This is a genomic window from Gemmatirosa kalamazoonensis (assembly GCF_000522985.1).
Classification (GTDB): Bacteria; Gemmatimonadota; Gemmatimonadetes; order Gemmatimonadales; family Gemmatimonadaceae; genus Gemmatirosa; species Gemmatirosa kalamazoonensis.
This window is the reverse complement of sequence record NZ_CP007128.1, coordinates 4,916,261-4,929,998: the sequence shown is the minus strand read 5'-3', so window position 1 is coordinate 4,929,998 and position 13,738 is coordinate 4,916,261. Positions and strand designations below refer to the sequence as shown.

9 protein-coding genes are annotated in these 13,738 nt (G+C 71.1%); 5 read left to right on the top strand and 4 right to left on the bottom strand.

Features of this window, described 5'->3' with window-relative positions; genetic code table 11:
* The first annotated feature begins 97 nt into the window (after positions 1–97).
* The 3 genes from J421_RS33705 (at position 98) to coaA (ending at position 2,420) form a co-directional block, all read left to right on the top strand.
* Positions 98–676: a glycine zipper domain-containing protein gene (locus J421_RS33705; protein WP_025413208.1), complete on the top strand. Its 579-nt coding sequence runs from the start codon at positions 98–100 to the stop codon at positions 674–676.
* Between the two features lie 84 nt (positions 677–760).
* Positions 761–1,351 (top strand): DUF1003 domain-containing protein, encoded by a 591-nt coding sequence (locus J421_RS21330; protein ID WP_025413207.1) that lies wholly within the window; start codon positions 761–763, stop codon positions 1,349–1,351.
* Between the two features lie 61 nt (positions 1,352–1,412).
* On the top strand, positions 1,413–2,420 hold the full coding sequence (gene coaA, locus J421_RS21325; RefSeq protein ID WP_025413206.1) for a type I pantothenate kinase: 1,008 nt from the start codon (positions 1,413–1,415) through the stop codon (positions 2,418–2,420).
* 164 nt (positions 2,421–2,584) lie between these two features.
* Here the strand turns inward: coaA and acnA are convergent, their stop codons facing one another.
* Entirely contained in the window at positions 2,585–5,278 is a 2,694-nt protein-coding gene (acnA, locus tag J421_RS21320) for an aconitate hydratase AcnA (protein WP_425485843.1), read from the bottom strand.
* Between the two features lie 240 nt (positions 5,279–5,518).
* Between acnA and J421_RS32200 the strand changes: the two genes are divergently transcribed.
* The gene (locus J421_RS32200) at positions 5,519–6,871 is read left to right on the top strand and encodes a carboxypeptidase regulatory-like domain-containing protein (protein ID WP_025413204.1); all 1,353 of its coding nucleotides are present in this window, start codon (positions 5,519–5,521) and stop codon (positions 6,869–6,871) included.
* 92 nt (positions 6,872–6,963) lie between these two features.
* On the opposite strand, the gene J421_RS21305 is transcribed toward J421_RS32200, so the two are convergent.
* The gene (locus J421_RS21305; RefSeq protein WP_025413203.1) at positions 6,964–8,193 is read right to left on the bottom strand and encodes a RagB/SusD family nutrient uptake outer membrane protein; all 1,230 of its coding nucleotides are present in this window, start codon (positions 8,191–8,193) and stop codon (positions 6,964–6,966) included.
* A 17-nt stretch (positions 8,194–8,210) separates the two neighbouring features.
* Positions 8,211–11,192: a TonB-dependent receptor domain-containing protein gene (locus tag J421_RS21300; RefSeq protein ID WP_025413202.1), complete on the bottom strand. Its 2,982-nt coding sequence runs from the start codon at positions 11,190–11,192 to the stop codon at positions 8,211–8,213.
* A gap of 160 nt (positions 11,193–11,352) precedes the next feature.
* On the opposite strand from J421_RS21300, the gene J421_RS21295 reads away from it, so the two are divergent.
* Positions 11,353–12,408 (top strand): M20/M25/M40 family metallo-hydrolase, encoded by a 1,056-nt coding sequence (locus J421_RS21295; protein ID WP_025413201.1) that lies wholly within the window; start codon positions 11,353–11,355, stop codon positions 12,406–12,408.
* A 68-nt stretch (positions 12,409–12,476) separates the two neighbouring features.
* Here the strand turns inward: J421_RS21295 and J421_RS21290 are convergent, their stop codons facing one another.
* Positions 12,477–13,700: a patatin-like phospholipase family protein gene (locus J421_RS21290; protein WP_025413200.1), complete on the bottom strand. Its 1,224-nt coding sequence runs from the start codon at positions 13,698–13,700 to the stop codon at positions 12,477–12,479.
* Positions 13,701–13,738: the final 38 nt, after the last annotated feature.

The following is a 13,738-nucleotide window of genomic DNA, read 5'->3' as shown; positions in this document are numbered from 1 at the left end:
AGTTAGCGGCGCCACGAGGCCGACAACCCCTGGTCCGGCGCCTGCCTTGAACCGATGTCATTCTCGCGACCTTTCGCGATCTGGACTGGAGGAGACCATGCAGCCACGCTCGTTAGCGAAGATCATCCTGGCCCCGTCGATCGCGCTCGTCGCCGCCTGCGGCGGCAAGAGCAACTCGCTCGACGCGGGGCTCCAGAACGACCTGTCGCTCGCCTCGCAGGCCCAGGCGTACCGTCAGCAGCAGTTCGTGTCGCCGCAGGAGCTCGGCGCCCAGCAGTACCCGTACGGGCAGCCTGGAATGTACCCGAACGGCTACGCGCCGATGCCGGTCGCGGCCGGCTACGCCGCGGGTCCGTACTACGCGCCGGCGCCGTATCCCGCCCCCGCGCCGCAGCCGGTGCGCGAGCGTGTCGTGTATCGCACGCGCTCGTCGGGGAGCAGCAGCCGCGGCTCGTCGAGCGGCAGCGGCGTGGTCTATCGCGCGCCGCAGACGGTCGTGAAGAAGAACACGAAGCGTGACGCGGCGATCGGTGCGGCCGCCGGCGCGGCGATCGGTGTCGCGACGAGCGCGCGCAAGGACCGCCTGAAGGGCGGTCTGCTCGGCGCCGTGGTCGGCGCGGCGGCGGGCGCCATCGTCGGTAACAACGTCGACAAGCAGCGAGTCGCCATCCCGTGACGCGGCCGGCGTGACCGAGGTGATGACTGAAAAGCACGTCCGCGTACACCGCGGGCGTGCTTTTCGCATGCGGCCGTGCTCGCAATGAGCTCAACCGCCGAGCGAAACGACCAGGCCAGCGGGCCGTACGCCGACCGCCGACAGCGGCGGCTCGGAACCGCGCGCGCGGTGCGCGCGGTGAAGGCGCGCTTCTCCGCCGAGCTCACGCCGGTGGAGCGGATCGGCAACCGGCTGACGATCATCGCCGGCTCGACGCCGTTCCTGCTGTTCCACGTCGTGTGGTTCGCGCTGTGGATCGGCTGGAACGTGGGCATGCCGGGTCGCGCGTTCGATCCGTTCCCGTTCGGCCTCCTCACGATGGTCGTGTCGCTGGAGGCGATCTTCCTCTCCGTGTTCGTGCTGATGACGCAGAACCGCGAGTCGACGATCGCCGAGGTGCGCGAGGAGGTGACGCTGGCCGTGACGCTGCGGGTGGAGGAGGAGGTGACGAAGGTGCTGCAGCTCGTGGCGGGCCTGTACCCGCGGCTCGGGCAGCAGGTGGCCGACGATCCCGAGCTCGCGCGGATGCTGCAGCCGCTGGACGCCGACGCCATCGAGCGCGATCTGACGGACCAGCTCAAGCAGCTCGATCACGGGTCGCGGGAGCGGGACCTGTCCGCCGTCTGGGCGGACTGACGCCGGCCGCCAGCGGTCGGGGTCGCCGGGGCGGCGTTCCGGGGGCTATCATTCGGCCTGGATGACACTTCCCGTCGCCGAGCCGCTCCGGGCGCCAACCGCGCCGCCGTTCATGTCGTTCACGCGGGCGCAGTGGGCGCCGCTGCGGGCGAACACGCCGCTGCTCCTCGGCGAGGACGAGCTGGAGAAGCTGCGCGGCGTGAACGAGCCGATGCCCGTGCACGAGGTGGCGGAGATCTTCCTCCCGCTCTCGCGGCTCGTGAACCTGCACGTGACGGCCGCGCGCCGGCTGCTGCAGGTGACCGACACGTTCCTCATGCGGCCGTCGCTGTCGCCGCCGTTCATCCTCGGCGTGGCGGGAAGCGTGGCGGTGGGGAAGAGCACGATCGCCCGCGTGATGCGCGCGCTGCTCGCGCGGTGGCCGGAGCATCCGCGCGTGGAGCTCGTGACGACCGACGGCTTCCTGCTGCCGAACGCGGAGCTCGAGGCGCGGGGGCTGATGCGGCGGAAGGGCTTCCCGGAGAGCTACGACGTCGGGCGGCTGCTGCGCTTCCTCGCCGACGTGAAGTCGGGGCAGGAGACGGTGCAGGCGCCGGTGTACTCGCACCTCACGTACGACGTGGTGCGTGACGAGACGGTGACCGTGCACCGGCCGGACATCCTCATCGTCGAGGGGATCAACGTGCTGCAGGGGCCCGAGGCGACGCGCGACGGCGACGGGGTGGGGCGGCCGCGCGTCGTCGTGTCCGACTTCTTCGACTTCTCGATCTACGTCGACGCCGACGAGGACGCACTGGAGCGGTGGTACGTGAACCGCTTCCTCACGTTCCGCGACACGGCGTTCCGCGACCCGGAGTCGTACTTTCACCGGTACTCGCAGCTGTCGCAGCCGGAGGCGATCGACACGGCGCGCGGGATCTGGCGCGAGATCAACCTCGTGAACCTGCAGCAGAACATCGTGGGCACGCGCGAGCGGGCGACGGTGATCCTGCGCAAGGACGCGCACCACGCGGTGGAGGAGGTGCGGCTGCGGCGCACGGATCCCACGCCGCCGGTGGAGCTGCGTTAGGCGCGCCGCTCACGGCTCCACGTACGTGTTTCTGAAGGACTGAAGAAGGACTGAAGGAGGACTGAAGAGGGACCAACAATTCTGTCGGTGTTCTCCTTCTTCAGTCCTCCTTCAGTCCTTCTTCAGTCCTACACAAAGTCGTACGTGGAGCCCCGTCGCGAGGATCAGGCCCTCTTCACGAGCGACCGCAGCACGTACGGCAGGATCCCGCCGTGCTTGAAGTACGACAGCTCCTCCGGCGTGTCGATGCGCGCCAGCACCTCGAACGACTTCACCGAGCCGTCGGGTGCCGTCGCCTTCACCGTTAGGCGCTTGCGCGGCGTGAGCGTGTCGTCGAGCCCCACGATCTCGTACGTCTCGAAGCCGGTGAGACCGTGCGACGTGCGGCTCTCGCCGTTCGTGAACTCGAGCGGCAGCACGCCCATGCCGACGAGGTTGGAGCGGTGGATGCGCTCGAACGACTCCGCGATCACGGCGCGAACGCCCAACAGCACCGTGCCCTTCGCCGCCCAGTCGCGGCTCGAGCCGGTGCCGTACTCCTTGCCGGCGACGATGACGAGCGGCGTCCCCTGCTGCTGGTACTGCATCGCCGCATCGTAGATCGAGACCGCGTCGCCGCCGGGTTCCGTCGTCGTCCAGCCGCCCTCGGTGCCGGGCACCAGCTCGTTGCGCAGGCGGATGTTCGCGAACGTGCCGCGCATCATCACCTCGTGATGTCCGCGACGCGCGCCGTACGAATTGAACTCGCGCGTCTTCACGCCGTGCGCGATGAGCCACTTCCCGGCGGGGCTCGCCGCGCTGATGTTGCCGGCCGGCGAGATGTGGTCGGTGGTGATGGAGTCGCCGAGCATCGCGAGGCAGCGCGCGCCGGCGATCGGCGCCACGCCCTTCGGCGCCATCGTCATCCCCTCGAAGTACGGCGGGTTCGCGACGTACGTCGAGTTCGGGTCCCACGCGTACGTGTCGCCCGTCGGCACGTCGAGCGCGCGCCACTGCTCGTCGCCCTCGAATACGTTCGCGTACTGCCGCGCGAACATCTCGCCCTTCACGGCTTGCAGGATCGTGTCCTGGATCTCCTGCGGCGTGGGCCACACGTCGCGCAGGAACACGGGGCCCTGGGCGCCGACGCCTAACGGCTCGCGCTCGAGGTCGATGTCCATCCGCCCGGCGAGCGCGTACGCCACGACGAGCATGGGGCTCGCGAGATAGTTGAAGCGCGTGTGCGGGTTCACGCGCCCCTCGAAGTTGCGGTTGCCCGACAGCACCGCGCTCACCACGAGCTTCCCCTTCTCGACGGCGGCGGCGATCGGATCGGGGAGCGGGCCCGAGTTGCCGATGCACGTCATGCAGCCGTAGCCGGCGAGGTAGAAGCCGACCGCCTCGAGATCCTTCATGAGGTCGGCCTTCTCGTAGTAGTCGGTGACGACGCGCGAGCCCGGCGAGAGCGTGGACTTCACCCACGGCTTCGCCTTCAGCCCCTTCGCGGCGGCTTTGCGCGCGAGCAGCCCGGCGCCGAGCATCACGCTCGGGTTCGACGTGTTCGTGCAGCTCGTGATGGCAGCGATGACGACGGCGCCGTTCCTCAGGCGGAACGTCTGCCCGTTGTACTCCACCTCGACGCCGTCCGCCTCCTGCTCCGCCGTCACCGTGGCGACCGCGCTCTCGGCGAGCTCGGTCGGCGCGCTGACCTCCTTCGCCGCGTGGATCTCCGCCTTGCCCGCCGCGGATCCCGCCTTCGCGAGCACCTCGCCGAGGTGCGTGGCGAACAGCTCCTTCGACTGCCGCAGCGGGATGCGGTCCTGGGGGCGGCGCGGCCCGGCGATGCTCGGCTCGACGGTCGAGAGGTCGAGCTCCAGCGTGTCGCTGTACACCGGATCGGGCGTCGCGTCGGTGCGGAAGAGGCCCTGCGCCTTCGTGTATGCCTCGACGAGCGCGATCTGCTCGGCGCTGCGGCCCGTGAGGCGGAGGTACTTCAGCGTCTCCTCGTCGACGGGGAAGAAGCCCATGGTCGCGCCGTACTCCGGCGCCATGTTCGCGATCGTCGCGCGGTCGGCGAGCGGCAGCCCGCTGAGCCCCGTGCCGTAGTACTCCACGAACTTTCCGACGACCTTCTTCTTGCGCAGCATCTCGGTCACGGTCAGCACGAGATCCGTGGCCGTGGCGCCCGCCGGCAGCTTGCCGGTGAGCTTGAACCCGACGACGTCGGGCACGAGCATCGACAGCGGCTGGCCGAGCATCGCCGCCTCGGCCTCGATGCCGCCGACGCCCCAGCCGAACACGCCGAGACCGTTGACCATCGTCGTGTGCGAGTCGGTACCGACGAGCGAGTCGGGGTACGCGACGTTCCCGTCGCCGACGAACACCACGCGCGCCAGATACTCGAGGTTCACCTGGTGGCAGATCCCGGTGCCCGGCGGGACGACGCTGAAGTTGCGGAACGCGCTCTGTCCCCAGCGGAGGAAGCGATAGCGCTCCTGGTTGCGCTCGAACTCGAACGACACGTTCTCGAGGAACGCCTGCGGCGTCCCGTACTCGTCCGCCTGGACGGAATGGTCGATCACGAGGTCGACTGGCTGCAGCGGGTTGATGCGCTGCGCGTCGCCGCCTAACGCCGTGATCGCGTCGCGCATGGCCGCGAGGTCGACGACGCACGGCACGCCGGTGAAGTCCTGGAGGAGGACGCGCGCGGGCCGATAGGCAACCTCCTTCTCGCTCGGCGCGGCGACGTTCCAGCGGGCGAGCGCCTCGACGTCGGCGCGCTTCACGAACGCGCCGTCCTCGCCGCGGAGCAGGTTCTCCAGCAGCACCTTCAGGCTGAACGGGAGCCGGTCGACGGTGCTGCCCGGCAGCGCCCGCAGCGGGTCGAGCCGGAAGTACGTGTACTGGCGCCCTCCGACGTCGAGTGTCGCGCGCGCGCGTCGAAGGAGTTGGGGTGCGTCATGCTGTGTGCTCGGTCTGTGCGCCCGGCCGAGGTCCCTGGCCGCGGCCGGGCGCGGCGTGATTGGCGGAGCCGCTGCGCGGGGTGAGCGGGTGCCGCGCAGGCTGTCTGCAATGTAACCAGCCCTTGCCTGGTCCGTTGCACCACGGCAGCGTTCGTCATGCCGCTCCACTCTCGCCACGTCCGCGCGCTCGGCGCCCTCGGCGCGCTCGTCGTCGTCATCGCGGCGCCGCGCGCCGGTGCCCAGCAGCGGGCGGTGCTCCGCGGCGTGGTGTACGACAGCCTCGCGCGCGCGCCGCTCGCCGGAGCGCTCGTGCAGGCGGCGCCGGCGGGCGATCTGGTGCGCGTGCGCACGGTCTACGCCGACTCGCTCGGCGCGTTCCGCTTCGACACGGTGTCCGCGGGGCGCTGGGTGCTTGGCTTCGACCATCCGGTCGTGGGGATGCTGTCGCTCGACATGCCGACGCGCGCCGTCGACGTCGCGGCGGGAGACACGACCGCGGTGGTGCTGTCGCTGCCCGGCGGCCGCCGGATGCATCGCGTGCTGTGCGGCGAGGCGACGGGCGACTCGACCGGTGCGCTCGTCGGGATGGTGCGCGACGCCGATCGCGACGCGCCGGTCGACAGCGTGCGCGCGTTCGTCGCGTGGCCCGAGCTGGAGATCGGGCGCGGGCGCATCGCGCAGGTGACGCGCCGCGTGCCGCTGCCCGTGCGCGTGGACGGCAGCTTCGTGCTGTGCGGCGTGCCGTCCGACGCCGAGCTGATGGTGCGCGCCGAGGGACGCGGCGTGGCGAGCGGCGACGTGATGGTGGAGGTGAAGCCGGGCACGGTCACGCGGCAGGATCTGTCGGTCGGTGCTCCGCGCGCGACCGCGTCGCGACTGACCGGCACGGTGCGCGACGACAAGGGTCACCCGATCGGCCACGCGCGGGTCATCGTGCTCGGCATCGAAGGGCGGGGGGCGACGACGAGCGAGACGGGCGCGTTCGTGCTCGACAGCCTGCCGTCGGGCACGTGGACGATGGAGGCGCGCGCGATCGGGCGCCGACCGACCCGCGCCGTGGCGCAGCTCTCGACGCGGCGCGTGGCGGACGTGCAGTTCGCGATGCCGAAGTACGCCCAGTCGCTCGACCGCGTCGTCGTGGTCGGCAAGATGTCGGTCGCGACGCGGGAACTCACGGAGGCGCTCGAGCGCACGAGGATGCACGGCGGCACGCTCATCACGCCGGACCAGATCGAGCGTCGCAACCCGCTGTATCCGTCGGACCTGCTCCGCACGGTGCCCGGGATGCAGGTGCTGCCGGGTCAGTTCGGCAACGTCATCCGGGGCCGCGGACGCTGCACGCCCACGGTGTACCTGGACGGCATGCCGATCCAGGACGGCGCCAACGACATCGACCAGCTCGTGCCGGCCGCCGACGTCATGGCCGTCGAGGTGTACCGCGGCATCGTGGCGCCGGTGGAGTACGCAGGCGGTGGGTGCGGTACGGTGCTGCTGTGGACGAAACGCTGAACACGGCGACCGCTCGCACCGTGACGTGACGACGGCGACCTCTCGCACCGCGAGAGGTCGCCGTCGTCACGTCGCCGTACGAGCGGTCGCCGTCAGGAGGCGAGGTTGGGGTTCGTCTCCTTCTCGTTCCGCGAGATCGGGAAGCACAGATCGCGGCCCGCCATGTCGTCGGTGACGCCGGGCCGGTTCGCGGCGGCCCAGCGCCGCAGGTCGGCGAGCCGGCGCGCCTCGAGCCACAGCTCGATGCCGCGCTCGCGCTTCAGCGCGGTCCACGCGTCGACCGCCGTCGCCGCCGGCCACGGCGCGAGGCCGAGCGCGACGCGGTGCGCGTTGATCAACGTCGCGGCGCCGGCGACGTCGTTCGCGACGAGCTTCGCTTCCGCCTCGATGAGCCGCATCTCCCAGCCGCTCGACAGGTTGATCGGCGCCTCGCGCACCTTGAACTTCGTCTGGAAGTACCACGGCACGCGCCCGAGGTTGCCGACCGCGGCGTCGCCGGTGGGGTTCTTCGGGTCCGAGTCCCACGCCACGCGCGGATCCTTCGTGGCCTTGAAGTACTCCTCGTAGAACGTGTGCCACACCGTGTGCGCGCGATACGGCTGGTTCGCGCCCGCCCAGTAGATGCGGTTGTACTGGTCGACGTCGACGGTGTTGTACGGCATCTGGTAGACGAAGGCGTTAGGCACGCCGGCCGCGTCCGCCACCGCGCCCGACCAGTTGCCCTTCAGCGCGCGCACCGACGCGCGTCCCGCGGTGGCGGCGGTGGCCATCGCCGGCTGCGACGCCGCGGTCGCGACGGCGATCGCCTCGGTGAACTGCGCCTCGGCGCGGTCGAGGTAGACCGTGTACGCCTCCTTCGGCCCACCGTCGATGACGGCGTCGCACATGTTCTCGCCGAGCAGGCGGTTGGAGTACGCGGCCCACAGCAGCAGCTGCGCGGCGTCCTTGCTCTTCGCGAAGTCCGTCTTCAGGCCGGCGCGCAGCCGCTCGAGTCCCTGCTCGGCGGTCCACCGTGCCTGCTGCGCGTTGCCCCAGTGCGTGTTGACCTCGTCGTCCATCAGCTTCCCGTTCTGCTGCTGCACGCTGATGCCGAAGCTGCCCGTCGATCCGGCGGGGTTCAGCTCGCGGGCGACGGCGGCTCCGGTGTAGGAGATCCAGTTCAGCGCGTCCGACAGGTTGCGGCCGGCTCCGTTGACGATCGCCGGGTACGCCGCGGAGAGGTCGAGGAAGTCGTCCTGGACGGGGCCGGGATTCGTCACGTGGAAGTCGCACGCCACGACGAGCAGCGCCGCGGCGGTGGCGAGAAGGCGCGTGGTTCGCATGGGATCGGCTCCGCGGGTCAGAAGGCGACCTTGAGCTGCGCCGTGAACGTCGCCGGCGCGGGGATGTGCTCCGAGATGTAGCGCACGCCGGCGTTGAAGCCGTCGTTCCCCGCCTGCTCGGGATCGAACACCGGGAACTCCTTCTTCTTCCACGTGAACCAGTTGCCGGCCGAGAGCACGAGCGTCGCCGCCTGGGTGCCCGGCACCATGCGGCCTAACGGCACGCGCAGCGACACGTCGCGCAGCTTGAAGAAGTCGGCCGGGTAGATGAACATGTCCGACCGCACGTTCTTCTGGATGCACCACAGCGTCTCGCGCACCGTGAGCTGCGCCTGCTGGTTCGCCTTGATCTTGTCGTATGCCGACTGGCAGGTGGGCCACTCGACGGCGCGCGACAGCGCCTGGAACGACGCGTCCTCGTCGAGCCAGTGGCCGCCCTGCAGCTCGCCGCGCGCCGAGATCTCGATGCCGCGCCACGTGCGCAGCGACGTGTTGGCCGCGACGATGTGCGTCGGCTGCGCGGGGCCGAAGTAGTAGTTCGGCACCGTGTCCGCGGGGACGCCGATCGCGTCGGGGTTGCGAATGAGCCGCGCGCGGATCACCGGAACCGGGTAGCCCTGCGCGACGTAGCCGAAGCCGTTCGTCGACAGCGTCGAGACCGTGCCCGGATTGCTCGCCATGGCGAACGACGGCGCGCCGCCGAGGTCGAGCGCCTTGCTGTGGTTCGTCGACAGCGACAGGCCGGCGCTCCACGTCGCGAGGCGGTACTGCGTGATCACCGCGTTCAACGCCGCCTCGATGCCGCGCTTCTGCAGCTTGCCCACGTTCTCGAGCTGCGAGTCCCACCCGCCGGTCGACGGCGGCTTGCGCACGCGCAGCAGCGCGTCGACGGTCTTCGAGTCGAACCAGGTGAAGTCGAGCGTCACGCGCTGGTCGAGCAGCGCCTGCTCGAACCCGAGCTCGACCTCCTTCGTGCGCTCGGGGCCGAGGTTCGGGTTGCCGAGGTTGCGCGGGTCGAGCGCGGGCTGGTTGTTCCAGCCGACCGGATCCCACGTGCGCACGGCGTCGAACGCGCCCGGCGCGCGCCCGGCCTCGCCGTACGCCGCGCGCAGCTTCATGGTGCCTAACACCTTCGGCCAGAAGCCCTCCTCGGAGATCACGTACGCCGCGCTCACCTTCGGGTATGTCTGCAGCCCGAAGTCCTTGCCGAACGCGCTGTTGCCGTCGACCCGCACGCCGCCGGTGACGAAGAACTTGTCGGCGAGGCCGACCAGCTCCTGCACGAAGAACCCGGCGTTGATCACCTTCTGCCGCGTCTCGAAGCCCTGCCGCGCGGATCCGCTGGAGACGGTGGGCACGGGAATCGGCGGCAGGTTCTCGGCGTATCCCTCGACGTCGCGCGTGTCGACGGTCGCGCTCTGGCCGCCCCACGACAGCGTCGACTTCAGCGCGCGCATCGCCTGCCACTCCCAGTTGCCCACGTAGTCCGCGTTCAGCGTCTTCGCGACCCACATCTGATCGCTGATGACGCCCTGCGGCACGCCCGGGAAGCCGAACGGCCGGAGCTGCCGATTCTCGACGGCGGCGCGGTCGAGGCCGAGCGTCACGCGCTGCGTGACGTTAGGCAGCGGCGTGTACGTGGCCGAGCCGCCGAGGATGAGGTGGTCGACGCCCGTGGTGAGCTTGAAGTCGAGCACCTGGCTGATGGTGTCGACGTTCGCGCTCCCGAAGTAGTTGCGGTCGCGGCGGAACGCGTTCAGCGTGAGCCCGTGCGCGTTGTTGCCCGCCGGCGTCTGATGCAGGTCGTCGTTCGTGTAGGAGCTCGTCCACTCCAGCGCGAGCTTCGGGATCGGCTGGTAGTTGAAGTTGCCGCGCACGCCGTACTTCTTCTCGTGGTCGTTCGGCAGCACGCCCTTGTTGTCCTCCACGAGCCCCGACGAGAAGTACTTCAGCGCGGGCGATCCGCCGGCGACGGAGAGCGCGTACGAGCCGCGAGGCGCGGTGCGCAGCCACGGGTCCATGAACATGTACGGCACCGCGTCCGTGCCGAACGGCCGCTCCTTCGCGAAGCCCTGGCTCGTCTGCGCGGTCCACAGCGCCTTGCCGGCGGATCCCTTCTTCGTGAAGATCTGGATCACGCCCGCCGCGGCCTCCGTGCCGTACAGCGTCGACGCCGCGGCGCCCTTCAGCACCTCGATGCGCTCGATGTCGTCGGGATTGATGTCGTTCAGCGGGCTCCCGTTCACGTGCGACGAACGCAGGTTCTGTCCGCCCGCCGCGGGCACGTTCTTGGGATACTCGTCGCCGCGCATGCGCACGCCGTCGACGTAGATCAGGGGCTGGTTGCTCAGCGCGACGCTCGTGTTGCCGCGCAGTCGGATCGACGAGCCCGCGCCGATGACGCCCGCGCTCTGCAGGATGCTGGCGCCGGGCACGCGCGCGGCGAGGAAGTCGGAGACGTTCGTCTTCGCTTCCGGCGCGTCGGCCGCCTTCACCGACGCGATCGCGTTGCCCACCTCGCGGCGACGCGCCTGGCCCGCGGTGCCCGTCACCACGACCTCGTCGAGCGCGACGGCCGCCGGCTTGAGGCCCACCGTCACGTCCGCCGTCTGTCCGGCGACCACGGTGACGACGCGGTCGACCGGCGCATAGCCGATGAGTCGCACGCGCAGCGTCTGCGATCCCGCGGGCACGGCGGCGATGGTGAACGTGCCGTCGCCGCCGCTCTGCGCGCCGAGCGTGGTGCTCGCGACCTGGATCTGCGCGTTCGGGATCGGCGTGCCGGTGCCCGCGTTCTCGACGCGCCCGCGTACGGTGCCGCGCCCCGGTTGTTGCGCGAGCAGCGGGACGGCGGCGAGGGCCCCGCATGCGAGCAGCAGTGCCGCGGCGAGAGTGGCGGTGGCGCGCGTCCATGGGGGGCAGGGCGGGCGGTCGGACGGCCGGGTGGCGTGGCTCCGCGTGCGTGCATCGTCTCCCTCCTTTCGGGTTGACGTCGACACGAGGGCGCGAGTGGGGGGCGCCGCGCGGCGAACATGCCGTCGCCTGTGGGCTCCGTCAAACGCGCCTGTGCGTCGGACCCGGCCCTATGTGGAGCAGTCACCGCGGTCCGTCACTCGGCGACCGGTACCGCGTTCGCACGCCGCCGATACCTTCCCCGGCATGACCGAACCGCTCGCACTCGAGGTCGCGGCCACCGAGCCGCTCGATCCGCTCGCCGTCGCCATCGCGCTGATGGAGGCGCCGTCCACCAGCGGCGCCGAGGGCCCCGCGATCGACGCGGCGGAGCGCGTGCTCGGCGCGCGTGGATGGCGCACGACGCGCGTGCCGGTGACGGCCGGGCGCGACGTGCTGTTCGCGTCGGCGGACGAGCGCTCGCCGCTCGTCACGCTCTCCACGCATCTCGACACGGTGCCGCCGTACATCGCCCCGCGACTCGACGGCGATCGGCTGTGGGGACGCGGTGCGTGCGACGCGAAGGGGATCGCCGCGGCGATGATGTGCGCGGCCGAGCGGCTGCGCGCACGCGGCGTGCGCGTCGGGCTGCTGTTCGTCGTCGGCGAGGAGACGACGCACGACGGCGCGAAGGCCGCGAACGCCGCACAGCCACGGCTCGCGCCGGAGAACCGCGTGCTCGTGAACGGCGAGCCGACGGAGAGCGTGCTCGGCACCGGCACGAAGGGCGCGCTCCGCTTCACGCTGCGCGCGAGCGGCCGCGCCGCGCACTCGGCCTACCCGCAGCTCGGCGACTCCGCGACGGCGAAGCTCGTGCGACTGTTAGGCGAGATCGACGATCTCGCGCTGCCGTCGGATCCGGTGCTCGGCGAGACGACGGTGAACATCGGCCATCTCGCCGGCGGCGTCGCGGACAACGTCGTCGCGCCGTGGGCCGAAGCGCGATGCATGGCGCGCCTCGTCACGCCCGATGCGGAGCTCAAGCCGCTGCTGGAGCGATGGGTGGCGGGCCGCGCGGCGATCGAGTACGGGCCGATGGTGCCGCCGGTGCGGTTAGGCACCGTGCCGGGCTTCGCGACGGGCGTGGTGGCGTACGCGACGGACGTGCCGGCGCTCGGCAACTGGGGGACGCCGTATCTCTTCGGGCCCGGCTCGATTCACGTCGCGCACACGGACGGGGAGTACGTGGACGTGCCTGAACTGCGGGGCGCGGTGGACGCGTATGCGCGGCTTGCCATGGCGGCGCTGGAAGCGCGGCGCTGATGCTTCGACGCTGAAACGGCGGCGTTGAAACCACGCGTTATCAGCGCCGCCGTATCAGCGCCGTCGGATCAGCGCCGCCTCACCAGCGCCGCCCCATCGGTTCGGAGCGCATCGGGTGGCGGTACGACACCATCCGGCGCCACCGGCTCGTCCGAGTCGTCGTCGAGGATCGGCAGCACGCGGCTCGCCAGATCGTCCACCTCGATCGCCGCCGTCGGGCAGTGCCGCACGAAGTCGCCGTCGGCCGGTGACCAGGACAGCTCCCGCGAGAGCGCGAACGCCTTGCCCGTGCCGTCGAGCCCCATCGTGCGCGGCGCCATCGCGGCGCACAGCCCGCATCCCGTGCACCGTTCGCGGTCCACGCGCACGCGGACCGGCCGGCGCGGCCAGATCCCGCCCTCCGCGGTGAGCAGCTCGTCGAGGTTCCGCAGCGCCTCCACCGTGGAGCGATAGCCCTCCTCGATCAGCTCCGGCGTGTGGCCGAACGCGAACCACCCGAAGTGGCTCACCTTCGGGCGCACGAGCAGCATCGGGGGGCCGTTCCAGTGCTGCAGCGGCGCCTCCTGCAGCGCGTGCATCATGGCGCTCGCCGCGCGCATGAAGATCTGCGCGAACCCCTGGCCGCCGATCGACTCGTCGTGCAGCAGGTCCGCGTTGCCGACGTCGATCGCGATCACCGCGTCGACCGGCGGGATGCCGCCGGGGCGCGCGGCGATCGATACCGGCATGTTGTCGGTCGTGCCGCCGTCGACGCACACGCGGCCGTTCACCGCGCCCGGCGGGAAGAAGCCCGGCAGCGCGCACGACGCGTACACCGCATCGCGCACCGACACGTCGCTCAGCCCACGCAGCCCCCACACGACCTGCGAGCACCGCACGAGGTCCACCGTGTTCACGAGCACCGGCAGCGGCAGGTCGTCGAACGTGCCGAGCGGCACCACCTCGTCGATCAACGCGCGCAGCGGCTCCGCGGCATACAGCGACGAGACACGGATGCGGTCGAGCAGCATCTGGTAGTGGTTCAGCCGGAACAGGTCGCGCCGCTCCAGCCGCTCCGCGCGCCACGCCATCTCCGCGGGGCTCATCCCGCCCGCGGCGGCGGCCGCCAGCAGCGCGCCGATGCTCGCGCCGGCGTAGACGACCGGCCGGATGCCGCGCTCGCGCAGCGCCCGCAGCACGCCGATGTGCGCGAACCCCTTGAGCCCCCCGCCGCCGAGGACGAGCGCGATGCGCGGCCCGGGACGGGCGACGATGCGCGGCGCGAATCGGGTGTCGGTCGGTGGGATGCTCATGCGACTGCTCCGCGTGCGGGGACACCTTCGAGGGACGC

What these genes read in the sequence shown, in the direction of transcription:
- J421_RS33705 (WP_025413208.1), top strand. Translation starts at nt 98, where the DNA reads ATGCAGCCACGCTCGTTAGCGAAGATCATCCTGGCCCCGTCGATCGCG.
- J421_RS21330 (WP_025413207.1), top strand. Translation starts at nt 761, where the DNA reads ATGAGCTCAACCGCCGAGCGAAACGACCAGGCCAGCGGGCCGTACGCC.
- coaA (WP_025413206.1), top strand. Translation starts at nt 1,413, where the DNA reads ATGACACTTCCCGTCGCCGAGCCGCTCCGGGCGCCAACCGCGCCGCCG.
- J421_RS32200 (WP_025413204.1), top strand. Translation starts at nt 5,519, where the DNA reads ATGCCGCTCCACTCTCGCCACGTCCGCGCGCTCGGCGCCCTCGGCGCG.
- J421_RS21305 (WP_025413203.1), bottom strand. Translation starts at nt 8,193, where the DNA reads ATGCGAACCACGCGCCTTCTCGCCACCGCCGCGGCGCTGCTCGTCGTG.
- J421_RS21295 (WP_025413201.1), top strand. Translation starts at nt 11,353, where the DNA reads ATGACCGAACCGCTCGCACTCGAGGTCGCGGCCACCGAGCCGCTCGAT.
- J421_RS21290 (WP_025413200.1), bottom strand. Translation starts at nt 13,700, where the DNA reads ATGAGCATCCCACCGACCGACACCCGATTCGCGCCGCGCATCGTCGCC.